25 protein-coding genes are annotated in these 25,722 nt (G+C 60.0%); 15 read left to right on the top strand and 10 right to left on the bottom strand.

The annotated features are described in order from the left end of the window. Window positions 1-119 precede the first annotated feature (119 nt). Complete coding sequence (locus FIV39_RS03545) at window positions 120-2,297, top strand: hypothetical protein (protein ID WP_090408360.1); 2,178 nt, start codon at window positions 120-122, stop codon at window positions 2,295-2,297. Window positions 2,298-2,333: 36 nt separating this feature from the next. On the opposite strand, the gene FIV39_RS03540 is transcribed toward FIV39_RS03545, so the two are convergent. Together FIV39_RS03540 and FIV39_RS03535 are read right to left on the bottom strand one after the other, a co-directional pair. Next, window positions 2,334-3,425, bottom strand: coding sequence for a hypothetical protein (locus FIV39_RS03540; RefSeq protein WP_090408363.1), 1,092 nt, complete (start codon window positions 3,423-3,425; stop codon window positions 2,334-2,336). 257 nt (window positions 3,426-3,682) lie between these two features. After that, window positions 3,683-3,988: a DUF2288 domain-containing protein gene (locus FIV39_RS03535; RefSeq protein ID WP_090408369.1), complete on the bottom strand. Its 306-nt coding sequence runs from the start codon at window positions 3,986-3,988 to the stop codon at window positions 3,683-3,685. A gap of 355 nt (window positions 3,989-4,343) precedes the next feature. Here FIV39_RS03535 and FIV39_RS03530 point away from each other — a divergent pair, with 355 nt between their 5' ends. From FIV39_RS03530 to FIV39_RS03490, 9 genes are all read left to right on the top strand, one after another. Then, entirely contained in the window at window positions 4,344-5,471 is a 1,128-nt protein-coding gene (locus FIV39_RS03530; RefSeq protein ID WP_090408372.1) for a branched-chain amino acid ABC transporter substrate-binding protein, read from the top strand. A 229-nt stretch (window positions 5,472-5,700) separates the two neighbouring features. Further along, window positions 5,701-6,624, top strand: coding sequence for a high-affinity branched-chain amino acid ABC transporter permease LivH (gene livH, locus FIV39_RS03525; protein ID WP_090408374.1), 924 nt, complete (start codon window positions 5,701-5,703; stop codon window positions 6,622-6,624). Further along, window positions 6,621-7,874, top strand: a complete 1,254-nt coding sequence (locus tag FIV39_RS03520; protein ID WP_090408377.1) for a high-affinity branched-chain amino acid ABC transporter permease LivM — start codon at window positions 6,621-6,623, stop codon at window positions 7,872-7,874. The genes livH and FIV39_RS03520 overlap by 4 nt, the downstream gene beginning before the upstream one ends. Continuing rightward, window positions 7,871-8,638, top strand: a complete 768-nt coding sequence (livG, locus tag FIV39_RS03515) for a high-affinity branched-chain amino acid ABC transporter ATP-binding protein LivG (protein WP_012722652.1) — start codon at window positions 7,871-7,873, stop codon at window positions 8,636-8,638. The genes FIV39_RS03520 and livG overlap by 4 nt, the downstream gene beginning before the upstream one ends. Window position 8,639: 1 nt before the next feature. Next, a complete protein-coding gene (locus tag FIV39_RS03510) occupies window positions 8,640-9,341 on the top strand; it encodes an ABC transporter ATP-binding protein (protein ID WP_017844798.1) in 702 nt (233 codons plus the stop codon). Between the two features lie 251 nt (window positions 9,342-9,592). Next, on the top strand, window positions 9,593-9,889 hold the full coding sequence (locus tag FIV39_RS03505; protein ID WP_090408380.1) for a BufA1 family periplasmic bufferin-type metallophore: 297 nt from the start codon (window positions 9,593-9,595) through the stop codon (window positions 9,887-9,889). A gap of 22 nt (window positions 9,890-9,911) precedes the next feature. After that, the gene (gene bufB / locus FIV39_RS03500; protein ID WP_090408383.1) at window positions 9,912-10,790 is read left to right on the top strand and encodes an MNIO family bufferin maturase; all 879 of its coding nucleotides are present in this window, start codon (window positions 9,912-9,914) and stop codon (window positions 10,788-10,790) included. Beyond that, entirely contained in the window at window positions 10,787-11,563 is a 777-nt protein-coding gene (locus tag FIV39_RS03495) for an HvfC/BufC N-terminal domain-containing protein (RefSeq protein WP_090408386.1), read from the top strand. The genes bufB and FIV39_RS03495 overlap by 4 nt, the downstream gene beginning before the upstream one ends. Continuing rightward, window positions 11,560-12,045 (top strand): DoxX family protein, encoded by a 486-nt coding sequence (locus FIV39_RS03490; RefSeq protein WP_090408389.1) that lies wholly within the window; start codon window positions 11,560-11,562, stop codon window positions 12,043-12,045. The genes FIV39_RS03495 and FIV39_RS03490 overlap by 4 nt, the downstream gene beginning before the upstream one ends. On the opposite strand, the gene FIV39_RS03485 is transcribed toward FIV39_RS03490, so the two are convergent. Further along, complete coding sequence (locus FIV39_RS03485; protein ID WP_090408392.1) at window positions 12,042-12,950, bottom strand: LysR family transcriptional regulator; 909 nt, start codon at window positions 12,948-12,950, stop codon at window positions 12,042-12,044. The two genes, FIV39_RS03490 and FIV39_RS03485, sit on opposite strands and share 4 nt — an antisense overlap. A 103-nt stretch (window positions 12,951-13,053) precedes the next feature. Here FIV39_RS03485 and FIV39_RS03480 point away from each other — a divergent pair, with 103 nt between their 5' ends. After that, window positions 13,054-13,653 carry a short chain dehydrogenase gene (locus tag FIV39_RS03480; RefSeq protein ID WP_090408395.1) on the top strand — a complete coding sequence of 200 codons (600 nt, stop codon included), beginning with the start codon at window positions 13,054-13,056 and terminating at the stop codon, window positions 13,651-13,653. A 39-nt stretch (window positions 13,654-13,692) separates the two neighbouring features. On the opposite strand, the gene FIV39_RS03475 is transcribed toward FIV39_RS03480, so the two are convergent. After that, window positions 13,693-14,052 (bottom strand): hypothetical protein, encoded by a 360-nt coding sequence (locus FIV39_RS03475; protein WP_090408397.1) that lies wholly within the window; start codon window positions 14,050-14,052, stop codon window positions 13,693-13,695. 157 nt (window positions 14,053-14,209) lie between these two features. Here FIV39_RS03475 and FIV39_RS03470 point away from each other — a divergent pair, with 157 nt between their 5' ends. Both FIV39_RS03470 and FIV39_RS03465 read left to right on the top strand, forming a co-directional pair. Continuing rightward, window positions 14,210-14,881 carry a COG3650 family protein gene (locus FIV39_RS03470; protein ID WP_090408400.1) on the top strand — a complete coding sequence of 224 codons (672 nt, stop codon included), beginning with the start codon at window positions 14,210-14,212 and terminating at the stop codon, window positions 14,879-14,881. Window positions 14,882-14,987: 106 nt separating this feature from the next. Next, window positions 14,988-16,601, top strand: a complete 1,614-nt coding sequence (locus FIV39_RS03465; protein ID WP_090408403.1) for an NAD(P)/FAD-dependent oxidoreductase — start codon at window positions 14,988-14,990, stop codon at window positions 16,599-16,601. 122 nt (window positions 16,602-16,723) lie between these two features. Here FIV39_RS03465 and FIV39_RS03460 read toward each other — a convergent pair whose 3' ends face one another. Beyond that, window positions 16,724-17,818 carry a PLP-dependent cysteine synthase family protein gene (locus FIV39_RS03460; protein ID WP_090408406.1) on the bottom strand — a complete coding sequence of 365 codons (1,095 nt, stop codon included), beginning with the start codon at window positions 17,816-17,818 and terminating at the stop codon, window positions 16,724-16,726. Between the two features lie 216 nt (window positions 17,819-18,034). Here FIV39_RS03460 and nhaA point away from each other — a divergent pair, with 216 nt between their 5' ends. Beyond that, entirely contained in the window at window positions 18,035-19,210 is a 1,176-nt protein-coding gene (gene nhaA / locus FIV39_RS03455; RefSeq protein WP_090408411.1) for a Na+/H+ antiporter NhaA, read from the top strand. Between the two features lie 76 nt (window positions 19,211-19,286). On the opposite strand, the gene FIV39_RS03450 is transcribed toward nhaA, so the two are convergent. After that, window positions 19,287-19,751 carry an outer membrane lipoprotein gene (locus FIV39_RS03450; RefSeq protein WP_003189251.1) on the bottom strand — a complete coding sequence of 155 codons (465 nt, stop codon included), beginning with the start codon at window positions 19,749-19,751 and terminating at the stop codon, window positions 19,287-19,289. A gap of 157 nt (window positions 19,752-19,908) precedes the next feature. Here FIV39_RS03450 and FIV39_RS03445 point away from each other — a divergent pair, with 157 nt between their 5' ends. After that, window positions 19,909-20,169, top strand: coding sequence for a hypothetical protein (locus FIV39_RS03445; RefSeq protein WP_090408413.1), 261 nt, complete (start codon window positions 19,909-19,911; stop codon window positions 20,167-20,169). Between the two features lie 36 nt (window positions 20,170-20,205). Here the strand turns inward: FIV39_RS03445 and pdxH are convergent, their stop codons facing one another. The 4 genes from pdxH to FIV39_RS03425 form a co-directional block, all read right to left on the bottom strand. Next, window positions 20,206-20,853, bottom strand: a complete 648-nt coding sequence (pdxH, locus tag FIV39_RS03440; RefSeq protein ID WP_090408416.1) for a pyridoxamine 5'-phosphate oxidase — start codon at window positions 20,851-20,853, stop codon at window positions 20,206-20,208. A 27-nt stretch (window positions 20,854-20,880) separates the two neighbouring features. Continuing rightward, window positions 20,881-22,044 (bottom strand): OmpA family protein, encoded by a 1,164-nt coding sequence (locus FIV39_RS03435; protein WP_090408419.1) that lies wholly within the window; start codon window positions 22,042-22,044, stop codon window positions 20,881-20,883. A gap of 143 nt (window positions 22,045-22,187) precedes the next feature. Then, entirely contained in the window at window positions 22,188-23,333 is a 1,146-nt protein-coding gene (locus FIV39_RS03430; RefSeq protein ID WP_090408423.1) for a serine hydrolase domain-containing protein, read from the bottom strand. An 82-nt stretch (window positions 23,334-23,415) separates the two neighbouring features. Continuing rightward, a complete protein-coding gene (locus FIV39_RS03425; protein WP_090408426.1) occupies window positions 23,416-25,713 on the bottom strand; it encodes a beta-galactosidase in 2,298 nt (765 codons plus the stop codon). Between the last annotated feature and the right edge of the window lie 9 nt (window positions 25,714-25,722).

Genomic DNA, 25,722 nt, shown 5'->3' with positions numbered 1-25,722 from the left:
TGAGCACACTGGGTAAGCCTGATCGTTCCGGACAAGGACGCACTGTAAAGTCGCGAACTCCCATTCCGTGATGGCTTTTTGATACTTTTTTAGCCATCCGCCCAGGCACATGGCGCACAATGACTTCTAAAAATAACTCTGGCACCGTGGTATCCGATGTGTTGCTCCCAGCTCCTGCGGAAAAGCCCTCAGGTTCAAAGTCATTGAGCACCGCCCGCCCGCTGGCCACCCAGCAATACCTGTACTTCACCGAAACCAATACCGACCGCATCCTCGATAACCTCGACGGCCTGCGCGACATGGTGTTCCCGCGCCCACCTCACCTGGAAGGCGACAGCGAGCAGCACAGCGAGCAGGAATTCCCCTCGGTGTGCCTGATCGGCCTGGGCCGCTGCGGTTCGAACATCGCGCTGGACGTGGCGGAGCTGGTGTACAACGCGCGCAAGTTCTACCTCAACGAATTCAGCACCGAAGACAAATCCTTGGATAAGGGCTACAGCCCGGCCCAGTGGATTCGCAACAACCTGCGCCTGGGCGGCGGCAAGGCCAGCAAGCCGGTGTTCCTGGTGGAACCGCTGGTGATGCTGGGCGACCTGGACAAGGACATCGCCGGGCGTATCCGTTTCTCGCGCAAGGGCGAAAAAAGCGGCTTCCTGCGCGACTACAGCAAGATGAAAATCATGGACCTCTCCGAAGTCCATGCCGGTGGCGCCGGGAATGCGCCGATCCTCGGCCAGTACCTGGCCAAGATCATCCTCAACAAAGACACCCAGCGCTTTTCCAGCCCCGACTGGAAGATGATCCACTCGTACCTGATCGACTCCTGCGGCATCAAGGCCAACCAGTCGCGCCTGTACTTCTCGATCTTCAGTGCCGGCGGCGGTACCGGTTCGGGCATGGCCTCGGAGTTCGGCCTGGCGCAGCAACATTCGTACATGAACAAAACGTTCGACACCAAGCCCGCCGACGAGCACGACAGCAAGAGCGGCCACGCTTTCGTCTTCGAGCCGATCTTCACCAGTGGCATTTGTGTGCTGCCGAACATCTCCGACCACCGCAGTGAAATGTCCGAGGCGCTGCATATCAACGCCGGACGCTTGCTGTGCAAATACCTTTCGGAAGAATGGGACTTCTCGTACAACTTCGACAACGAAGACAGCAGCGAAGCCAGTGTGAAGGGGCGTATCCGCCCGTGGAACGCGATGATGCTGATCTCCAACGACATCATGCGTTACGCCGAAGAGAGCGATGACGGCAATATCCAGAACATTGACGTCAATGCCATGGAAAAACACGCCAACCAGTACATCTCCCAGCAGATTTTCAACATCCTCACCGCCCAGGCCGTGACTACCGACTACGACCAGAACTATTTCCGTCGCGCCGGCATCGACATCGGCGAAACCATCCGCCTGGACGCCAATGACCTGTTCATGAGCCTGGCCGGGCCGGTGGCGATTGCGTACGCCGAATCCGTCGTACCGGAAACCCCGGCACCGTCGAATGACAAGTTCAAAGTCTTCGAGAAAGAGCCCCAGCGCCTGAACATCGACGACCTGTTCTTCCGCTCCATCGACCTGCCGCATTTCAACAAGGTCACCCAGGCCATCGAAGGCATCAGCCTGTTGCCGATCGAGTCCAAGCGCTACAAGGCGTCCCTGGAGCAGTACAAGAACTCCGGCTACGACGCGGCGGCGCTGCATGACCTGCACTTCTTCAAGAACTGCTCGTCGGTGGTGTCGATCGTCTCGCTGCCCAAGGACTACAAGCTGTCCTACATGGACCTGAACCGGCTCAAGACCCACCTCAACAGCCTGTTCCCCAACACCACGCTAAAGCGCTATGCCCTGGTGATCGGCGCGTCGGCCAACCTGTCGCTGACCACCCTGATCGCCAAGAGCCCGTGCCTGTCGGATGATTTCCTGACACTGATCGTGGCTTTTATCAAACGCTGCTTCGCGCGCAATCCGTACCGCTTCGACGACACGCTGGATAACTCGATCCTGGATTTCATCATCCACGAGGACTTCGACGAAGACCGCATCGACGAGCTGCTCAACGAGTTCGAAAACCCGGCAAAGATCCTCGATACCAACTGGTACGCGATCAAGCCGATGTATGAGAAGAAGTACCGCGAGTTGATCAACGACAAAGAGAAGTTCGTGTCGATCAATGACATTCGCCTGTCACGGGATTGCGTGAAGAAAGCAATCAAATACCTGCGCGAGATCTACCGTCACCGCATCGGCAAGACCAAGGTTATTTCGTTGAATAACCATACCGGCAAGACCGCCTAGCACGGTGCGACGGCGCCACCTGGCGCCGTCGCCACCTCAGTGCGTCATCCGTTGGCGCAGGAACGCGATGATGGTCTTTTCGTCAGCGCGCTTTACAGGCCGGGGCAAATGCTTCGGCCAGCCGGATTTTTTCGCGCCGAAGAACCTCTTCTGCTCCGCCTCATCCCAGCCACGAATCTCCCGCGAAGCCGATTCCCACCACCCGTGTCGACACACGTCGTAGTACGGATGCGCAGGCGCCGAACTGCCGTAGAGCAAATCGCGACCGACCTTTTTCACGTGCTTGTGATGATTGCGCAGCTGCCATTTGATGCGCAGCCGCTGCCAAGGCGAGGGCACCGGCTTGACCCGCGGCACATCCAGGCAACGCGCTACCAGCTCAGGGCCGAACGCCTCACCGTGAAGGGTGAAGAAGTGCGCCTGCATGGCATGGAAGAAACGCTTGTCGGCAAAGTAGTGATGAACGAACTTGTGGGCCTCGCGCACCTTTTGGCCGCGCATCGCGAAGGAAATCGCGATTTGCTCGATGGTGTGGATATCGAAGGCGTTCCGGGTCCACTCGTCGATCAGGCGGATGGACGTTTCGAGCAGCGGCGAATCGCTGGCACGGACACCGCACAGGCCACTGTTGTAGAGCTTGAAACTGTTATCCGCAGAAATGCCATGGGCCTGTAGGTGCTCGCCCAACTTGAGGTAGTCCGGGCGCTTGCAGACATAGCTCCAGTCGTATTCGAAGCCGTCCATCACATACTGGCCCGGCGCGATCAGCTCGAACACACGATGGGGGGACTTGAGGAACAGCGTGTCGGTGTCGACGAACAGGGTCTTGTCCGCCAGCGTCAGCCCTTGGGCGATCGCGCAGGCCTTGCGGCGATGGGGGTAATCGTTTTCACCCTGCCATTGGGCCAGGGTCTGCTCGTCCAGGGCGATGGTTTCAACCGGCCAGCCGATGTAGTCCTGGGGGCGATCGGTCATGACCCGGATGCACAGCGACTCGCCCGCTTTAAGTTGGGACAGGGCGGTGAGGATGCTGAACTTGGCTTCGCGCCGATAAACGTCCTGATGACCGTAGATAAGGTAAAGCAGTTGGTGCGAAGGCTTCGCTAAAGGGGGCAGCGCTGACGGCATGACTAGCTCCGGGTAACAAGCGGCGAACTTTACCGGAATTCACCGTTTCCTATGCCATGATCTGACAGCCACCAGCCCTTTATTCACACCGAGAAACAATTCTCCCGCCGATTCACCCGCGAGAAAACTGTTCCCATGACGTGCGCGTCACCCTGCGCTGTGACCTTTCTCCACGGCAAGATGCCATCACGGCGCCAGCGGTTACTCAGCTACACACTTTTAAAACGGAAAATCATGCACCTTTTAAGTGCAAAGACTTATCGCGCCGCCCTTTCCTGGATCAGTATCCACGGCGAAACCACCACCGCCCACAAGCTCGGGTCACGCTCCACCAGGTCCAATGCCCGCGTCGCAGACACTTCGCACAGGGTACCCGAGGCCAACCAGGCAGCGACTTTATCGCGGTTGTCTTCGGCCATTCCCTCGGCGGCCTCGATCAAATCCAGGCCCGCATCGACCCACAATAGGGCACCCTTGGCAAAGAACGGTTCAAGCTCCTTCCAGGAGATTTCGGCGGTTTCACCGAGCAGCTTGGCATAGAGGGTGCTAGGTTCTTGCGTCATGGGAATTCACCTGAGAAAAAAATCGGCGCAATCATAGCGTCGTGCCTTTCGTATAAAAAGCCAGGTAGAAAAACCCAGTTGCAAATGAGTCATCGACTGAAAGTGTCAGGAAAGCCAAGGATTGCCCGGAACTCTGGCATCACCCCGCCGCAATTCTGTCTTTTTCTTTCATTTAAGCGACACGCCCGGGTTTTGCCCCCAGTAGCCAGCTTTTCAAGCGATGAACCGGCGCTCTACACTGTACCGGTACAGTTGCCAGGGCACTGCCGGGGGGATATCCGAGATATCTGATCCGGTTCTGCAGCTCACAAGGCCGCTAGAACTATAAAAAATACAACAGTAAGAGTGGAGCACTATGAATAAGGCTACTAAGCAGATTTCCAAACTGTTTGCCGCTATGGTCCTGGCTGGGGTTGCCGGCCATTCGTTCGCAGCTGACACCATCAAGATCGGCATCGCCGGTCCGAAAACCGGCCCAGTAACGCAATACGGCGACATGCAATTCATGGGTGCCAAGCAGGCCATCGCCGACATCAACGCCAAGGGCGGCGTCGACGGCAAAATGCTCGAAGCCAAGGAATACGACGACGCTTGCGATCCTAAACAAGCCGTGGCCGTGGCCAACAAAGTGGTCAACGATGGCGTCAAGTTCGTGGTCGGTCACCTCTGCTCCAGCTCCACTCAGCCAGCGTCCGACATTTATGAAGACGAAGGCGTGATCATGATTACCCCGGCAGCCACCAGCCCGGAAATCACCGCCCGTGGCTACAAGCTGATCTTCCGCACCATCGGCCTGGACAGCGCCCAAGGCCCAGCGGCCGGCAACTACATCGCCGACCACGTGAAGCCGAAAATCGTTGCCGTCCTGCACGACAAGCAGCAATACGGTGAAGGCATCGCCACCGCCGTCAAGCAGACCCTCGAGAAGAAAGGCGTGAAGGTTGCCGTCTTCGAAGGCCTGAACGCCGGCGACAAAGACTTCTCCTCGATCATCCAGAAGCTCAAGCAAGCCAACGTCGACTTCGTCTACTACGGCGGCTACCACCCGGAGCTGGGCCTGATCCTGCGCCAGTCCAAGGAAAAAGGCCTGAACGCCAAGTTCATGGGGCCAGAGGGCGTCGGCAACGATTCCATCTCGCAAATCGCCCAGGGCGCTTCCGAAGGCCTGCTGGTGACCTTGCCTAAATCCTTCGATACCGACCCGGCCAACAAAGCCATCGTTGACGAGTTCGCCAAGAACAAGCAGGACCCAACCGGTCCGTTCGTGTTCCCGGCCTACTCGGCCATTGAAGTCATCGCCGGCGGTATTACCGCTGCCAAGAGCGAAGACACCGCCAAAGTGGCTGCCGCCATCCACGCGGGCACCTTCAAGACCCCTACCGGCGAGCTGAGCTTCGACGCCAAGGGCGACCTGAAGGACTTCAAGTTCGTGGTCTACGAATGGCACTTCGGCAAACCAAAAACCGAAGTTTCCCCTCAGTAAGCCAGGCGTTACTGGTCCAACAAGCCCACTGTGAGAGCAGTGGGTTTTGTTTTACGAGGTTTATGGGCCTGTCACCCGCGATCCGGGCGCTGGCTCACCTGAAAATCTTAAAACCGTCACCAGCGGTTCGCTGGCAAACGCTTTGTGCAAATGTGCTCACAGAACACAGCACGGGGCCGGAACATGACTCCACCAGTGAAATGCGTATCGGGTTTTTAGGAGCGCTGTAATGCCTGAGATCTATCATTTTTTCCAACAGCTGGTTAATGGCCTGACCATTGGCAGCACCTATGCCTTGATAGCCATTGGCTACACAATGGTTTACGGCATCATTGGAATGATTAACTTCGCCCATGGCGAGGTGTACATGATTGGTTCCTACGTGGCCTTCATCGCCCTTGCCGGGCTGGCCATGATGGGTATCCACTCCCTGCCGCTGTTGATGACCGCTGCGTTCCTTGCGTCGATCATCGTAACCAGTGCCTATGGCTACAGTATCGAGCGCGTTGCCTACCGTCCCTTGCGTGGCAGCAACCGTTTGATCCCGCTGATTTCCGCCATCGGCATGTCGATTTTCCTGCAGAACACCGTATTGCTGTCCCAGGACTCCAAGGATAAATCCATCCCCAACCTGATCCCGGGGAGCTTCTCCTTCGGTCCGGGTGGTGCGGAAGAAGTCCTGATTTCCTACATGCAGATCCTGGTCTTCATCGTCACCCTGGTGGCCATGCTGGGCCTGACCCTGTTCATCTCACGTTCCCGTCTGGGGCGCGCCTGCCGGGCCTGCGCCGAAGACATCAAGATGGCCAACCTGTTGGGCATCAACACCAACAACATCATCGCCCTGACCTTCGTGATCGGTGCCGCGCTGGCAGCCGTCGCGGCGGTACTGCTGAGCATGCAGTACGGCGTGATCAACCCCAACGCCGGTTTCCTGGTAGGCCTCAAGGCCTTTACCGCAGCAGTATTGGGCGGCATCGGCAGTATTCCGGGCGCGATGCTCGGCGGCCTGGTGCTGGGGGTGGCCGAGGCGTTTGGTGCCGATATTTTCGGCGACCAATACAAGGACGTCGTCGCGTTCGGCCTGTTGGTTCTGGTGCTGTTGTTCCGCCCGACCGGCATCCTGGGCCGTCCGGAGGTTGAGAAAGTATGAGCAGATATCTTAAATCGGCGTTTTTCAGCGCCTTGCTGGTGTGGGCGGTGGCCTTCCCGGTACTCGGCCTCAAGCTGAGCATTGTCGGCATCAACCTTGAAGTGCATGGCACCGGCCCCGTGACCCTGACCATCATCGCCCTGTGTTCGGTGCTGATGTTCCTGCGCGTGTTGTTCACCCAGCAGGTCGGCGATCTGTTCAAGCGCAACCGTGGCCCGTTGGTCTCGCCCAAGGTCAGCCAATTCCTGACCCTGCCACGCACCCAGCGCTACATCATCATCGGGCTGATCGTGGCCGCGTTGATCTGGCCGTTCTTCGGCTCGCGCGGTGCGGTCGACATTGCTACCCTGATCCTGATCTACGTGTTGCTGGGCCTTGGCCTGAACATCGTGGTGGGCCTCGCCGGCCTGCTCGACCTGGGTTATGTGGGCTTCTACGCCGTGGGTGCCTACACCTACGCGCTGCTGTCGCACTACCTGGGCTGGAGCTTCTGGATCTGCCTGCCGCTGGCCGGCATGGCGGCGGCCACGTTTGGCTTCCTGCTGGGCTTCCCGGTACTGCGCCTGCGCGGTGACTACCTGGCCATCGTGACCCTGGGCTTCGGTGAAATCATCCGTCTGTTCCTGCGTAACCTGACCGACATCACCGGTGGCCCCAACGGCATCAGCAGCATCCCCAAGCCGACTTTCTTCGGTCTGTCGTTCGACCGCACCGCTGCCGAAGGCATGCAGACCTTCCACGAGTACTTCGGGATCGACTACAACCCGGTGAGCAAAGTGGTGTTCCTGTACCTGGTGGCACTGTTGCTGGCGCTGGCGGCACTGTTCGTGATCAACCGCTTGCTGCGCATGCCGATCGGCCGTGCCTGGGAAGCGTTGCGCGAAGATGAAATCGCCTGCCGTGCCCTCGGCCTGAACCCGACCATCATCAAACTCTCCGCTTTCACCCTGGGTGCCGCATTCGCCGGTTTCGCCGGCAGCTTCTTCGCCGCGCGCCAAGGCCTGGTGACTCCGGAGTCGTTCACGTTTATCGAGTCGGCGATCATCCTCGCCATCGTGGTATTGGGTGGCATGGGCTCGCAACTGGGCGTGATCCTGGCGGCGATCGTGATGATCCTGCTGCCGGAAATGATGCGTGAGTTCAGCGAATACCGCATGTTGATGTTCGGCGCCATGATGGTGCTGATGATGATCTGGCGACCTCAAGGCCTGCTGCCCATGCAACGTCCACACATGGAGCTGCGCAAATGAGCCGCGAGATCCTGAAAGTCGAAAACTTGAGCATGCGCTTCGGCGGCTTGCTGGCGGTCAACGGCGTCGCCCTGACCGTGAAAGAGAAACAGGTGGTGGCATTGATCGGCCCCAACGGCGCCGGCAAGACCACGGTGTTCAACTGCCTCACCGGTTTCTACAAGCCGAGTGGCGGCAGCATCCTGCTGGACGGCCAACCGATCCAGGGCCTGGCCGGTCACGAGATCGCCCGAAAGGGCGTGGTGCGAACCTTCCAGAACGTGCGGCTGTTCAAGGACATGACGGCGGTCGAGAACCTGTTGATCGCCCAGCACCGTCACCTGAACACCAACTTCTTTGCAGGCCTGTTCAAGACCCCGGCGTTCCGCAAGAGCGAGCGCGAGGCCATGGAATATGCGGAGTACTGGCTGGACAAGGTCAATCTCACCGAGTTCGCCAACCGCCCCGCCGGCACCCTGGCCTATGGTCAGCAACGTCGCCTGGAAATCGCCCGCTGCATGATGACCCGCCCGCGGATCCTGATGCTCGACGAACCGGCCGCCGGCCTGAACCCCAAGGAAACCGAAGACCTCAAGGCGCTGATCGGCGTGTTGCGTGAGGAAAACAACGCCACGGTGCTGTTGATCGAACACGACATGAAACTGGTCATGAGCATTTCCGACCATATCGTGGTAATCAACCAGGGCACGCCGCTGGCGGACGGGACGCCGGAGCAGATCCGCGACAATCCTGAAGTGATCAAAGCCTATCTGGGGGAAGCGTAAAATGCTGCAATTCGAAAACGTTTCCACTTTCTACGGCAAGATCCAGGCCTTGCACAGCGTCAACGTGGAAGTGCGCCAGGGTGAGATCGTCACGCTGATCGGCGCCAACGGCGCCGGCAAGTCGACCTTGCTGATGACCTTGTGCGGCTCGCCGCAAGCCCACAGCGGCAGCATCCGCTACATGGGTGAAGAGTTGGTGGGCCAGCAGTCTTCGCACATCATGCGCAAGAGCATTGCCGTGGTGCCGGAGGGCCGTCGGGTGTTCTCGCGCCTGACGGTGGAGGAGAACCTGGCCATGGGCGGGTTCTTCACCGACAAGGGCGACTACCAGGAGCAGATGGACAAGGTGCTGCACCTGTTCCCTCGTCTCAAGGAGCGCTTCAGCCAGCGCGGCGGCACCATGTCCGGCGGCGAGCAGCAAATGCTCGCCATCGGCCGGGCGCTGATGAGCAAGCCCAAGCTGTTGCTGTTGGACGAACCCTCCCTGGGCCTAGCACCGATCATCATCCAGCAGATCTTCGACATCATCGAACAGCTGCGCAAGGACGGTGTGACGGTGTTCCTCGTGGAGCAGAACGCCAACCAGGCGCTGAAAATCGCCGACCGTGCCTACGTGCTGGAGAACGGCCGGGTGGTGATGCAAGGCACTGGCGAGCAGTTGCTGACCGATCCGAAGGTACGTGAGGCGTACCTGGGCGGCTAAGAGACGGTTGCTGAACAAACCGGATCTAATGTGGGAGGGGCGGTGCGACGATTCGACTTGCCCCCGATGGCGGTCTATCAGTCACATGCTCTGTGCCTGACACCCCGCCATCGGGAGCAAGCGCCCTCCCACATTTTTTTGCATTGTTTGAAATTATCTCGTCTGACCTTGTAACGAACATCGTCCTCCCGCCTCTAGTGGTGCAAGCAGGCATTCAAGCCCGCTCCTCAACCCACTGCTGGAGATCCACCATGACGACCAAACTGTCCGCCGCTTCCCTCGTCCTCGCCCTGGGTTCGGCCTTGAGCCTGTCCGCCCTGACCACCACCGCCCACGCAGCAGACGACATGCAGAAATGCTTCGGCGTCGCGGAGGCCGGCAAGAACGATTGCGCCGCAGGTGCAGGCACGTCCTGCGCCGGCACCTCGAAAACCAAGGACCAGGCCAACGCCTGGAAACTGGTCCCGGCCGGCACCTGCACCCAAACTCCAAGCTCCACCTCGCCGACCGGTTTCGGCCAGGAAGCTGCCTTTACCGCCAAATCCTGAAACCTCGATAGCCTGAGTACGGATGATGACGCTTTCACTCCTGCCCACAGTCTCACCGGTTCAGGTGCCCGGCCTTCCCTATCGGGCCGGGCTGGGGCTGAAGCACGAGCACTTCAATGAAGTGCTCGATACTTCCCCCGATGTCGGTTTTTTTGAAGTACACGCCGAAAACTACATGGTGGCCGGCGGACCGTTTCATCACTACCTGGGGTTGATCCGCGAACAGTACCCCCTGTCGTTGCACGGGGTGGGCCTGTCCATCGGTGGCGAAGGCCCGCTCAACCGTGAGCACTTGGGGCGCTTGGCCGCCCTGATCGAACGCTACCAGCCCCACGCCTTTTCCGAACACCTGGCCTGGTCCAGCCACGGCCCGGTGTTTCTCAATGACCTGCTCCCCCTGGCTTATGACACCGCCACCTTGAATCGGGTATGCGAACACGTCGATCAGGTGCAGAGCACCCTCAAGCGGCCGATGCTGCTGGAGAACCCATCGACCTACCTGCAGTTCCAGCGCTCCACCTTGGACGAGACCGACTTCATCAGCGAGATCATCCGCCGCACCGGCTGCGGCCTGCTGCTGGACGTGAACAACGTCTACGTGTCATGCATCAACCACCAGCGCGACCCACAGACCTACATCAACGCCCTACCGTTGCACGCCGTGGGGGAGATTCATCTGGCCGGTTTCGCCGAAGACACAGACAGCCTGGGTGACCGCCTGCTGATCGATGATCACGGTGCGCCCATCGATAACGCGGTGTGGCAGTTGTACGAACAGGTGCTCGCGCGCATCGGCGCGGTGGCAACGCTGATCGAACGAGACAACCAAGTGCCAGCCTTCAGCATGCTGCTGGCCGAAGCCGAGCATGCCGAACGGCATCTGTTGCAGGTACGCCCATGAGCCTTCAAGACGCGTTTGCCAGCGCCCTGCTGGCGCCCGATCAAACCTGTCCCGACGGGTTGTTCAGCAGCAACGGTGCCGACCCGGCCAGCCGTTTTGCGGTGTACCGCAATAATGTGCACAACGCATTGATCAATGCGTTGGCGACGACGTACCCGGTGACGCTGCAATTGGTGGGCGATGATTTTTTTCGCGCCATGGCTCGGCTATATGTACAAGCCTGTCCACCCACCAGCCCAATGATCAGCGAATACGGCAGCGGCTTTGCCCGCTTCATCCAGGGTTTCGACCCGGCGGCCAGGGTGCCTTACCTTGCTGATGTCGCCCGCCTTGAGCGGCTGCGAGTGCGCGCCTATCACGCTGCGGATACGCCGCCGCTGGAGCAGCATGCCCTGATCCATACACTGAGCGGCCAAACGGACCTGGGCCAGTTGCGCCTGCAACTGCATCCATCCCTCGCCACGTTGAATTCCGCCTATGCCGTGGTGGCGATCTGGGCGGCGCACCGGATAGAGGACGGCATGGCCACGCTGAATCCCTGGCACGCCCAAGGCGCGCTGGTGCTGCGCCGAGGCCTGGAGGTCAAGGTGTTCGCCATCGACAGCGGCTCGGTAACGTTCATCAATAGCTTGAACCACGGCAAGGCTTTGGAATTGGCCGTGGCAGATGCGCTGCAAGCCTCGGACGAATTCGACCTGCACCAATGTCTTTCGTTGCTGATCAACCACCACGCCATCACTCATCTGCTCCCAGCACAAAAGGTATCGTCATGAATACGCCCCCTTCCTGCCTGATCAAACGGGCCATCACGCTTTTCGAGCACATCCCCTACAGCCTGATCGCCTTTATTGCGCGCTTCTCGATTGCCGCAGTGTTCTGGAAGTCCGGGCAGACCAAGGTCGAAGGTTTTGCCATCGACCTGCTCAACGGCACTTTCCAGCTTGGCGAACCCAAGCTTGCGGCCTCGACATTGCCGCTGTTTCGCAGCGAATACCACGTGCCATTGCTGTCGCCGGAGGTGGCTGCGTACATGGCGGCGTTTGCCGAACACTTTTTCCCGCTATTGATTCTGATAGGGCTCGCCACGCGTTTCTCGGCCCTGGCGTTGATCGGCATGACCCTGGTCATTCAACTGTTTGTCTACCCGGACGCTTACCCTACCCACGGCACCTGGATTGCCTTGCTGCTGCTGTTGGTTGCCAAGGGGCCGGGCTGCCTGTCGGTTGATCAACTGATTGCTCGCCGCTACCACTAAAGCCGATCCAGCGCCTCACCGCTGCGCTTGAACCAATCCACCAGATAGTCGGCCAGCACCTGGGTGCGACGCGGCAGCCCACCGTGATAGGGATGGACCAGGTACATCGGCATGCTCCGCGTCTGATAATCGCGCAGGAGCCAGCGCAATCGGCCGTCAGCCAGTTCTGCCGGAAGTACGTAGGACGGCAGGCGAGCGATACCAGCCCCCACCAAGGCGGCCTTTTTCAACAAGTTGTAATGGTTGGAGGCAAACGTACCACTGACCCGCACCCGCATTAATTCGTGCTGCTGGTGGTACAGCCACTCTTCACGGCCGCTGTAGTGGCTGTTAAGCAGGCAACGGTGTGCGGCCAGGTCCGCCGGGGTCTGGGGTTCGCCGTATTGCGCGAGGTAGGCCGGGCTGGCACAGGTCATCTCGTGCCAGGCCAGCAACGGTTTGGCCACCAACCGCTCATTTTCAATCGCCCCTGAGCGCACCCCCAGGTCAAAACCATCCCGCGCCAAATCACGGTAGCTGTTGTTCAGCTCCAACTCGATCTGCACCTGCGGGTATTGCTTGGAAAACTCCAGCAACAAGCCGTCGAAGAACGTTTCTCCCAACGACACCGGAACCGTCATACGCACCGGCCCGGCCAGATCATCCTTGAGCCGAGCCAATGCCTGGCGGGCGCGATCGACCTGCACCACCAACGCCTGAGCCTGGGGCAATAACGCCGCGCCGGCAGCAGTGAGGCTGAGCTTGCGCGTGGTGCGGTGCAGCAGCACCACCGAATATTGCGCTTCCAACAGGCTGATGCGCTTGGACAACTGCCCCTTGCTACACCCCAGTTGCTCGGCCGCTACGGTAAAGCTGCCGGCTTCAATCAGAACGGCAAACGCTGCCAGGTCATCCATTTCGCTCATGGATTGTTTCCATTTGAAAACCAAAGGTTGCCTATTAGCACGTTTATCCACTGAAAAAGCCACTCTAGACTGACCTCTCACTACCCCTCGGAGAACTACCACCATGAAAATTCTATTGATTGGCGCCAGCGGTACCATCGGCTCGGCAGTGAAGGCAGAACTGGCCCAGCGTCACGACGTGATCAGCATCGGCCGCAGCAGTGGCGACTTCCAGGTGGACATCAGCGACAGCGCCTCGATTCGCAAGCTGTTCAAACAGACCGGCAAGTTCGACGCTTTGGTCTGCGCGGCGGGCAACGTAAACTTCGTGGCGTTGGGCGACATGAGCGAAAGCGATTTTGAGCTGGGCTTGCGTGACAAGCTGATGGGCCAGGTCAACCTGCTGTTGATCGGCAGTGAGTACGCCAATGATGGCGCCTCATTCACCTTCACCAGCGGCATCCTCAACCGCGACCCGATCCGTACCGGAGCGTCGGCTGCCCTGGTCAATGGCGCGTTGGATGCGTTCGTAAAAGCCGCTGCGATCGAATTGCCACGCGGTTTGCGCATTAACTCCGTAAGTCCTACCGTCTTGCAGGAAGCCATGGACAGCTACGCACCGTATTTTCGTGGCTACAAGCCGGCCGCCGGTGCCGATGTAGCATTGGCCTACGCGAAAAGTGTCGAAGGCTTGCAGACAGGCCAGACCTTTATCGTGGGTTAAGCGTTTTTTGCGGCGCGGGTGAATCAGCGCCGCGAACCGCTACTGCATCAGCGACGGCATCATTTCCAGGAGCATCTCCCTGGGAATAGCGATTCTAAACTGCCCCGTGTCCAGTACACTTCTGATCCTGGATGTGCTTACTGCTCGTCCATTGAGATAGAGCGTCAGCGACTTGTCTATAGCCCGCGCGCTCAACGCTTCAGTGCGGGCTTTGGCTTCTGGGCTGAGGACTACGTGCATTTCGATGTAACTGGGATTGGCGTTATGCTCATTTTTTAGCCACAGCTGCATGTCTACAAAGTCCGTCTGCGAATTGTAGTAAAGCTGCACGGGTTCTTCTGCCCAAGCGGTGGATAACACTAACAATAAAAATGCGCACAGGGCTGTTCGAACGGGCATGGTTCAAGCTCCAGATGTAAAGCAAGAGCGTTGCACATAATTTCGCACCTGGCTGTAGGACAAGCCCGCGCTTTTTCTTACGGCACCGGTTCGTATTACTGACTTGTGATGCGTCGCCAGCCTGCGTAACGTGGCGGCACTTGTCTGGAGACCCCTTATGCGTGCCGCCCGTACCCTCGCTCTGTTTGCCCTGCTTCCTTTGTTCGCCGCTTGCCAGGTATTCGAAAACGAGCCGACCAAGCCGTCTACCGCCGGGCTTACCCGCATGCAGGGTGAACTCACGGCGGTAGGTGGCAAGCTGCTGTTCCAGCCGTGCGACGATAAACGCAACTATGTCGTCAACGACACCAGCGGCACCAGCATCCTGCAGGAAGCGGCCTCCCTGGCCGGTCAGCAAGGTGCATTGTTTGCCGACTTGCGCGGCAAGTTCTCGGGCGTCGCCAGCGGCACCCAGGGCAGCGTCGACCTGCAACAGCTCTACCGTGTGGAGCGCTCGACTTCTGCCTGTACCGACCCGGACTTCAAGCGCATGACCCTGCGGGCCAACGGCCACAAGCCGGCCTGGGCAATGAACGTCACCGCCAAGGGCATGGTGCTTGAGCGTGAAGGTCAGCCGCCACTGGCGGTGCCTTATGTCGAAGAGCAAATCGGCGACGGCCGCTTCAACCTGATGACCGAAGCCAACAACCAGCACATCGAACTGTGGGTAGCGCCGCAACGCTGCATCGACAGCGTCAGCGGCAGCCTGCAACACATGACCGCGGAATTGCGCGTCAACGGCCAGGTACAGCGCGGTTGCGCGGCGTTTGGTGGTTCCCGGGACGACTGATTCAGCGCTGTGCTGTTTTAACCTGACGGAAAACCGCCATTGAGGCTTATAATCGCCGGTTTGCAAAACAGCCGGCCTCTTTGTCCGCCGCCTACCGGATCCCGTCATGTTACGAATCACCGAACTCAAGCTGCCCATCGACCATCCCGAAGAAGACCTGCGGCCTGCCATCGTGCAGCGCCTGGGCATCGCCAGTGATGACCTGCTCGATTTCACCCTGTTCAAACGCAGCTACGACGCCCGCAAGAAGTCGTCGGAACTGTGCTTCATCTACACCGTCGACCTGGATGTGAAGGGCGAAGCCGCCCTGCTGCTCAAGTTCGCCGATGACCGCAACGTCAACCCGGCACCGGACGTCAGCTACAAGGTAGTCGGCCAGGCCCCGGAAGGCTTGGTCGAGCGGCCTGTCGTCGTCGGTTTTGGCCCGTGCGGTATCTTCGCCGGACTGCTGCTGGCACAGATGGGCTTCAAGCCGATCATCCTCGAACGTGGCAAGGAAGTGCGCCAGCGCACCAAAGACACCTGGGGCCTGTGGCGCAAAAGCGTGCTCAACCCCGAGTCCAACGTGCAGTTCGGTGAGGGCGGCGCCGGGACCTTCTCCGATGGCAAGCTCTACAGCCAGATCAAGGACCCGAAATTCCACGGCCGCAAAGTCCTGCACGAGTTCGTCAAGGCCGGCGCGCCGGAAGAAATCCTCTACGTCAGCAAGCCGCACATCGGCACCTTCCGCCTGACCGGTGTGGTGGAAAACATGCGCGAGCAGATCATCGCCCTGGGCGGTGAAGTGCGTTTCGAGCAGCGGGTGACCGACGTGCTGATCGAAGACGGCCAGTTGAATGGCGTCGTCATCGACGGTGGAGAACAGATCCTCTCCAAGCACGTAATCCTGGCCCTCGGCCACAGCGCCCGCGACACCTTCCGCATGCTCCACGGCCGTGGCGTGTACATGGAAGCCAAGCCGTTCTCGGTGGGTTTCCGAATCGAACACCCGCAATCGCTGATCGACGCCGCGCGCCTGGGCAAATATGCCGGGCACCCAAAGCTGGGCGCCGCCGACTACAAGCTGGTGCACCACGCCAAGAACGGCCGTTCGGTCTACAGCTTCTGCATGTGCCCGGGCGGCACCGTGGTGGCCGCGACCTCAGAGCCGAACCGTGTGGTGACCAACGGCATGAGCCAGTACTCGCGTAACGAGCGCAATGCCAACTCCGGCATCGTGGTCGGCATCACGCCGGAAGTGGATTACCCTGGCGGCCCGCTGGCGGGTATCGAGCTGCAGGAGCGCCTGGAGTCCCACGCCTACATCCTCGGCGGCAGCAACTATGAGGCCCCGGCACAGTTGGTCGGCGACTTTATCGCCGGTAAGCCGTCCACTGCGATCGGCAGTGTGGAACCGTCCTACAAGCCAGGGGTGGCCCTGGGTGACCTGGCCCTGGCCTTGCCGGACTTCGCCATCGAAGCGATCCGCGAAGCACTGCCGGCGTTCGAGAAGCAGATCAAGGGCTACTCGCTGCACGATGCCGTGTTGACCGGTATCGAGACGCGCACCTCGTCGCCGCTGCGGATTACCCGCGACGAATCGATGCAGAGCTTGAACGTGAAAGGCCTGTTCCCGGCCGGTGAAGGCGCTGGCTATGCGGGCGGGATTCTGTCGGCCGGGGTTGATGGGATTCGGATTGCCGAGGCGTTGGCGCGGGATATGCTCGGCATCAAAGCCTGAGAACAGCGCAAATTAAATGTGGGAGGGGGCTTGCTCCGGTAGCGGTGAATCAGTCGCAGGATAAGTTGACTGAAACACGGCTATCGGGGGCAAGCCCCCTCCCACATTTAATTTGCGTTGTATCAGATATTCGCGCGCAGGATGTTGGCTGGTAATGGCTCGCCCTGCTCCACACTGGCCGCAACGGCCGAGATCGAACCTTCCAGCGCATAACCCTGCCCCGCCAACCACGCCTGATCGTAATAGGTGGTGGCATACCGCTCCCCCCCATCACACAAAATCGCCACGATCGAACCTGACTCCCCCGCCGCCTTCATCTGCTGCGCCGCCACCAATGCGCCAATCAGGTTGGTCCCGCTGGAACCGCCGACACGCCGCCCCAAGCGCTCAGCCAGGTAATGCATGGCTGCCAGCGACAGCGCATCCGGCACCTTGACCATCGCATCGATCACCTTGGGCAGAAACGACGCCTCGACCCGAGGCCGGCCAATGCCTTCGATACGTGAACCGCAGTCCAGGCGCAGGCTGGCGTCGCCACTCTGGTAGAAATCGAAGAATACCGAGCGCTCGGCATCGGCACACAACACGCGAGTGCAGTGCTGGCGATAACGCACATAACGACCGAGCGTGGCGGTAGTGCCACCGGTGCCGGGACTGGAAATCAACCAGCTCGGCTCCGGGTGCCGCTCAAAACGCATCTGCTGGAAGATCGACTCGGCGATGTTGTTGTTCGCCCGCCAGTCGGTGGCACGCTCGGCATAGGTGAACTGATCCATGAAATGACCACCGCTTTCCTGCGCCAAGCGTTCGGACTCGGCGTAGATCTGCGTCGGATCTTGTACCAAATGACTCTTGCCGCCGTAGAAGGCAATCTGCGCGATCTTTTCCTGGGAGGTGGTGGCGGGCATTACCGCGATAAACGGCAGGCCAAGCAGGCGAGCGAAGTAGGCTTCGGAGATCGCCGTAGACCCGCTGGACGCCTCTATCACCGGCGCGCCGGGCTTGAGCCAGCCATTGCACAGCGCATACAGGAACAGCGAGCGGGCCAACCGGTGTTTCAGGCTGCCGGTGGGGTGGCTCGACTCGTCCTTGAAGTACAACTCGATGCCCGGCAAACCTGGCAGCGGCAAGGGGATCAGGTGCGTGTCGGCGCTGCGCTGGAAGTCCGCTTCAATGATGCGAATGGCTTCACGGGCCCAGGGGCGTTGGTCGCTCATAATGGGGTTCTCTAAGAATTTCGATGTCAATATTAGGATCTTTCCTACACTCGACACAGATACAGTAGCGACTCAATTGGACACACAATCTCCACGCCCTGACGCAACACTAAACCTGCCCGCTTCTTATAACAAATAAGAATATAACTTTTGTTTTAACAACTAACGGTACGGGTTAGGGTACCCACCTATTGAATCCGGATTGGAGAGCATCCCTTGGCTCTGCGTAGCACTTTCACCCGTTTCTTCCAGCTGGAAGCCGCCAGCGGCCTGTTGTTGATCGCCGCGGCAGCCCTGGCACTGATCATCAACAACTCACCGTTGTCGCACCTGTACGGCGCGTTTCTCGACGTGCCGGTGGTGGCCCAGATTGGCGCGCTGCAAATCGCCAAGCCCGCGCTGTTGTGGATCAACGATGGCCTGATGGCCCTGTTCTTCCTGTTGATCGGCCTGGAGGTCAAGCGCGAGCTGCTTGACGGCCACCTGTCCAAGCCTTCGCAAGTGGTCCTGCCTGGCGCAGCTGCCATCGGCGGTATGGTGGTGCCGGCGCTGATCTACTGGGCCATCAACAAGGACTACCCCGCCGCACTCTCCGGCTGGGCAATCCCGATGGCCACCGACATCGCCTTCGCACTGGGTGTCCTGGCACTGCTGGGCAAGCGGGTGCCGGTGTCGCTGAAGCTGTTCCTGATGACCCTGGCTATCATCGACGACCTTGGCGCGATCATCGTTATCGCCGTGTTCTATTCCGCCGACCTGTCCGGTGCGGCCTTGGCCGGCGCGGGCGCCTGCTTGATTGCCTTGATTGCAATGAACCGCCTGGGCGTGATCAAGCTTGGGCCCTACCTGATCATTGGCCTGATCCTGTGGGTGTGCGTACTCAAGAGCGGCGTGCACGCCACCCTGGCGGGCGTGACCCTGGCGTTCTGCATCCCGATGCGCACCAAGAACGCCGAGCCCTCGCCGCTGCTCACGCTGGAGCACGCCCTGCATCCGTGGGTGGCCTACGGCATCCTGCCGCTGTTCGCCTTTGCCAACGCAGGTGTGTCACTTACCGGGGTCAGCCTGGAAAGCTTCACCCACCACGTGCCGATGGGCATTGCCGCCGGCCTGCTGATCGGCAAGACCATCGGCGTGTTCGGCCTCACCTGGCTGGCCATCAAGACCGGCCTCGCAGCACTGCCCAGTGGCGCCAATTGGGGCCAGGTCTTCGGCGTGGCAATCCTGTGCGGCATCGGCTTCACCATGAGCTTGTTCGTAGGCTCCCTGGCGTTTGTGCCGGGTGCCAGTGAGTTTGCCGGGGAGGATCGAATGGGGATTCTGACCGGGTCGATACTCGCAGCGTGTATTGGGTATGTGGTGACGGCGATGGCGAGTCGCAAAAAAGCCTGAGCCGACTGAAACGCAGCCCATAAAAAACCCCAACCGGTCACCCGGTTGGGGTTTTTTATTTGCCTGCAGCTAGCGATCAGCGAGTAACGCGGCTGGTGCCATCAACGGTCATGATGCGTACGCGATCACCGATGCGGAAGATTTCATTTTCCTGCACGGCTTGTACGTAGGCACGCATGCTGCCGTCGTCTTCGCGAACGGTGATTTCCACGCCTTGGGTGCGGGTCAGGCCTTCTTCGGTGGCCGAGCCCAGCAGGCCGCCGGCAACGGCGCCGATCACGGCAGTCACGATACTGCCACGGCCACCGCCGATGGCGCTGCCGCCAACACCACCGATGACCGCGCCAGCAGCGCCGCCGATTGGGGTCTTGGTGCCTTCGATTTTTACCGGACGCAGGGATTCAATGGTGCCCATGCGAACGGTCTGTACACGACGCGCTTCGTCACGGGAGTACGAGTCGCCGGTCAGACTCGAGGCGCAGCCACCCAGCAGCAACGAAAGCGTGGTAAAGCAGGCAACCAGTAAAACGGACTTACGCATAGCATCAACTCCAAAGGACAGGTACTCATTAGACGCTGCAGCTTGACGCCTGTCACGACAAGCCCGGCAGGAAATTGCTTTCATTCAGCCTCAGTACAGACTGTCCGTACCAAAAATACCGACCAACGGTAGCTCTCTCATCGTAACCAGGAACTTCATGGACTATTTCATCATTGTAGTCATTACCGCCGCCGGCCTGTACTTCCACGGCTGGCTGTACCTGCGTATCCGGCGTTGGATAGACCGCGACCTGGCATTGTCCCTGGCGGGCGAAGACCTGCGCAAACGTGCCTTCATGCTGCAACAACTGGAGCAGGCGCGGGTGTCGAAGATCAAGCGAAGCGACTTGCCGCAGTGGCTGAAAAATGCCGCACAGCACTACACAGCCGAAGCCTCTTCAGCAGAGACTTCGGTGTGATCGACATCATTCCAGTGAGGTGACGAAAGGTGCCGCTCAGGGCGCCAGGCGCTCGCGGGCCCATTCGGTCCCTTGCAGGCGGTAGTTCAGGCGGTCATGCAGGCGGCTGGAGCGGCCTTGCCAGAACTCGATACGCTCGGGGAGTAAACGGTAGCCACCCCAATGCTCGGGGCAATCGGGCTGGGTGTCGCTGAAACGCTGTTCGGTGGCCTTGAGCAGGTCCTGCAGCTCCTCACGGTCACGAATGACCTGGCTCTGCGGGGACGCCCACGCGCCTAAACGGCTACCCAGGGGGCGGACCTGATAATAAGCGTCCGACTCCTCAGGTGTAACCTTGACCACCCGTCCTTCAATGCGCACCTGGCGCTCCAGGGTCGGCCAGAAGAACGTCATGGCCGCAAACGGCCGCGCCGCGAGCTGTTCACCCTTGGCGCTCTGATAGTTGGTAAAGAAGGTAAAGCCCTGCGCATCCAAGCCCTTGAGCAGCAGGATGCGGCAGTGCGGGCGACCGTCCTGGTCGACCGTAGCCAGGGTCATGGCATTGGCTTCCACCGGTGGCTGCTCGGTTTTCACCGCATCGGCAAACCACTGGTGGAACAACGCAAACGGCTCATTCGGGGCCTGGGCCTCGCTCAAACCGTCCCGAGTGTAGTCACGGCGCATATCGGCCAGTGCCTGGGTCATGCGGCTTTATCCTTCTGGTTCAGCGGATCAGTTTTTCGCCTGGTCGTTCGCAGCCGGTGCAGCAGCCTTGGCTTTGGCTGGGGCCGGTTTCTTGGCAGCTGGCTTGGCCGGGGCTTTTTTAGCCGCTGGCTTGGCAGCAGCTTTTTTGGCGGCGGGTGCCTTTTTAGCCGGGGCTTTGGCGGCCGGAGCTGGAACGTCCTGCACCGCAACCATTTCGGCTACAGGCGGGGTCTTGCCCGATTGATACTTGCTCAACAGTGCCAACATGGTCGTGCGCTGGGTGAACATGATTTCCATACGACGGTTCAAGGCACGGCCCTGGGTACTGTCGTTGGCGGCACGCGGCATCAGGTCACCCATGCCACGCAGCATCAGGCGGTCCTGTTTCAGGCCGCTGAGGCTGAAGATCGAGGCAATGGACTGCGCGCGCTCCTTGGTCAGGGCCTGGCTGGCAGGCGCGGTACCGGTGGCATCCACATGACCCAGCACCAACACGGCGGTTTTTGGATCGGCTTCAACCGCCTTGGCAACGCGAGTGAACGGCCCCAAAGTAACCGGCAGCAGCATCGCCGGGCGTTTTGGGTTGTAGGAGCCGTCTACCGGAGCAATCACGACGAGCACGTTGTCGCGACGTTCCAGTTGCAGGTTGCTGTCCTTGATGGCGGCGCGCAGGCGCGGCTCATAGTCGTCCAACCAGGCCTGGGTGATTTTCGGGTCAGGCATCGGCACATTGGTCACGTCGACCTTGGCCAATGGCTTGGGTTTGCTTTCGAACGGCCACCACCAGTGGGTCTCGGTGTCGGTCTTGGCGACGGTAGGGGCAGGCTCCGCGGCCTTGAGGTCGGCTTTCAGGTCAGCCTTGGCATCAGCGGCCTTCTCGTCGGCGCTCTTGGAGGAGAACGGCCACCAGCTCGAACCGGTATCAGCCTTGGCGGCTGGCGCTGGCGCTGGCGCGGAGGCGACAGGCGCAGCAGCAGCGGCTACAGGTGCGGCAGGCTTGGCGCCGGCAGCAGGCTTGGCATCCGGCTTGGCATCCGGCTTGGCATCGGCTTGGGTCACGGCGTCCTTGGTAGTGGCCTTATCCGATCCAAATGACCACCAATGCCCACCCTCGGCATCATTTTGTGGAGTTTGTGCGCAACCGGTAATAGTGAGGCAAAGCGCCAGAGCCAAGGACTTGTTCGATAACATGAGATATCCACAAAATGAGAAAAGAAACGGGGGTCTCGATGACCCGTTAAACAGACGCTTACAGAACATTAAAGTTACATCATTTCGTTCAGCGTCTTCTTATAGTTGCCTTTGTAACAAAAAAATGTGAAACAGCAAGGGGTTTACAGACAACCGGCCAACATTCCGACCAACTTCTGCGCACGCGGGTCCATAAGTACATAAGGCCCCAATGTATTAGTCACGAAACCAAACGCTACATCATGCTCAGGGTCGGCAAACCCCACCGAGCCGCCGGCGCCGGGATGCCCGAAAGCGCGCGCGCCAAGGCCAAACGTGGCATTGGGCAACTGCGGTTGATCCAACATGCAGCCCAGGCCGAAGCGGGTTTGTGTCAATAATGTTTTATCCGGCCCGATACTGTGTTCACGGGTCAATTCTTCGAGCATGTCGGCTTCCAGCAAACTACCGTCCAACAAACCACTATAAAAACCGGCCAGGCTGCGTGCATTACCGTGACCATTTGCCGCTGGCTGCTGCATGCGTCGCCATTCAGGTTTATTAGTACTGGTGAGAATAGACGGCGGATTGGCAAATGCCCGCGTCGTCATGGCAGTGGGCTCACGCATCATTACTTGCAGTAAACGTTGCGCGGCTTCATCGCCCATATTGCCTTTGCTGCGCGCTATATGTGCAACACGATAAAACTCTTCATCGGCCAGGCCCACATGGAAGTCCAGCCCCAGCGGCCGTGCCACCCGCGCCACAATGGACTCACCCGGCCCACGCCCATCGGCGCGGCGCAGCAATTCGCCGACCAGCCAGCCGTAGGTGATCGCCTCGTAGCCATGGCCCTGGCCCGGTGTCCACCACGGGGCCTCGGCTGCCAGGGTGTCGACCATCAATTGCCAGTCATACAGGGCTTCGGTGGGCAGCATCTCGCGGATTGCCGGCAACCCGGCCTGATGGCAGAGCAACTGGCGCAGCGTAATGTTTTCCTTGCCGGCAGCAGCGAACTCGGGCCAGTACCTGGCCACTGGCGCGTCCAATTGCAACTTGCCCTCGGCCACCAGTTGCAGGGCCGTGACAGCGGTGAAGGTCTTGGTGCAGGAAAACAGGTTGACGATGGTGTCGCTGTGCCAGGCCTCGGTACCATCCTTGTCGGCGGTACCGGCCCACAGGTCGACCACGGTTTCGCCGCCGATCTGGATGCAGAGCCCGGCACCACGCTCCTGCGGGTCATCGAACAACGCGGCAAACGCTTCACGCACCGCTTCGAACTGGAGCTCGTAATGACCCTGAACCTGCACCTAAGCCCCCTCGGAAAACACCGTAAAAAGTGGCCGACATTGTTCCAGCCATTATGGGATTTGTGAACCCGTCAACGATGAATCAATGACCATTTCCTGAGTGCCCACCGGCGTGTCCGGCGCCCTGCCCCGGGCCTTTGCCATCATGCCCAGGCTTGCTGCCTTCGCTTTCACGAACGGTGCTGGCGGCCTTGGCCTTTTCTGCTTCCTTGCCCAGTTGATCCACCGCCGCCAGGTTGCTTCTACGCACACTGTCAACAAACCCCTGGAACGGTACGTCGGTGATGCCCACCAGGCCGAAGTGGCCGTTTTCACCGTCCAGCAAACGGCCGGTCACCGGCTGGTCCAGGTACTGAAACCAATGCACGCCGACAATTGACGGCTCGGCCATGGCTTGCTTGAGGAAGTTGGCATACGCCGCGCCACGCTCTTCTTCCCTGGCCACCTGGGTCACGCCGCCCCAGAACGGGCCACGGTCCGCAGAGCCGAAGTTGAATTCAGTGATCAACACCGGTTTGTCCAGTGCGTGAAGCGCGGCAAAGTCATAGCCGTCCTGGGGTTTGAGCGTGTACATGTTGAAGCTCAGCACATCGCAATACTGCGCGCATGACGCTACGGCTTCCGGCGTACTCACCGCATAGCGCCCGCCCAGCAGTAGTTGGTTGGGTGCGTGCCATTTCAGCGAGTCGGAGATGGTCTTGAAGTAGGCATCGGCAAAGGTCTTCTGGAAGTACTTGAAGTCAGCTTCGATTTCCGGGTGTTCAGGGTTGGGCATAGGCGGTTCGAAACCTGGATCTTCCATCAACTCCCAACCCGCCAACTCGATGCCCCAGGCTTTCGACAGGCCTTGCTCGTTGCGGTATTTGTCACGTAATTGCTTGAGGAACGCGCGCTTGGCCGGTACGTCGGTGGTCATGCGCAAGGTGCCGTAGGCCAGGGCGTAGCGAGATTTCGGGTCATCGCCGGGGCCGGCCCAGGCCAGTTCGTTATCGGCAAAGAAGCCGATCAGCCAGGGGTCGTCGCGGTGGTCGCGGGCGGCAATGGCCACCGCGCGCTCGGTCGCCATGGCGAAACGCGGATCGAACGGATCGGGCATGCCGCCCCACCAGTCGGTGCCAGTGCTGATGCTGGCGTAGTCGCCAACGATCGACAACGGCAAGGTGTACGGTACACGGTCGGCAGTGGCCAACGCGCCGGCGCTCCAGTTGCCGACGGTATTGAAGCCCCAGGCTTGCAGGCGATCTAGGGTATGGGTAACCCAGCGTTTCTGGTCAAACCCTTCGCCGCCATAAGTGCGCTGCAAGTTGGCGCCGTAAAAATCGTACCAACGTCCGGCACCAAAGCTACGACCTTCACCCGCACCATTGCCGGTGCGGTTATCGCCGCTGCCGTAGTACTTGTCGAAGGGCTCTCCGGCCTTTGGCAGCGCCGCAAACATCCACTCACGACCTGCCACGTAGGTCTGGCTGTTGTCCGGGGCCACGGTATTGACGCCCAGGGAATAGAACGGATGGCCTTCCGGGGTCACCAGATACCAGCGACCGTCGCGCTTTTCGGTGCGGAAAAAGCCACTGGCCTTGAACGCCGGCCCTTTGTTCCAGCCACCGAATTTATCCAATGCGGATTTATCACGCGCGGCCAGCCAGCCCTGCAATTGGGTTTGCTCCTTTGCCGCGGCCGCCTTGAGTTGTTCGTCGCTGCTGACCTTTTCCGGCCAGCGCGCGCGGGTGGACTGGCCATAAGCATCCACCAGTTCGCTGTAGGCCGCCTTCAGCACCGGCTCGCTGTCCTGCACGCCAAAGCGTTCCAGCAGGATGCTTTGCGCGGCGTTGGGCTTGATCATCGACAGGGTCACCGAGACCACCTGGCTGCGGTCGATTTCGCCGATGCTGCTGGCCAGCAACACACGCTGGCCATCCACGGTGATCGGCATCGGCGGGCCGGCCTTCATACCCTGGCTCAACGGCGAGCTGGCTTGCAGCGGGACCAGCAAGGTCTGGGCCGGGCCGGCCGGCAGGTCGATGCGGCTGACCAGGGTCTTGCCATCGCTGCTCTGCACCTTGACGTAGAGGGTCAGCGCCCAGTCCATGGCGCTCTGGATACGTAGGCTCATGGCACCGGACTGCGACCAGTCCCAGGTACCGGCCTGTGGGCTGAGCACCAGGCTCGGCTCGGCGGCCGGGTTGAAGGTGATGCGGCGCAACACCTCGCCTTCAGGGGTTTGTTCGGCATTGTATTGCGGCAGGCTGGCGTCCTGGGTCGCCACCTTGACCACATCGGCAGGCCGGACGAAGTTGAACAATGTCTGTTGCCCCGCGGGCGCGGCCATCAAGGGCGCAGTGAACAGCAGGGCAAAAAGGGCGGGCAGCGTGCGAATCATACGAACAAG

Origin of the sequence: Pseudomonas grimontii, assembly GCF_007858185.1 — a bacterium.
Taxonomy (GTDB): domain Bacteria; phylum Pseudomonadota; class Gammaproteobacteria; order Pseudomonadales; family Pseudomonadaceae; genus Aquipseudomonas; species Aquipseudomonas grimontii.
Note: the sequence above shows the minus strand (reverse complement) of the source record. Positions and strands in the feature narration are given on the sequence as shown.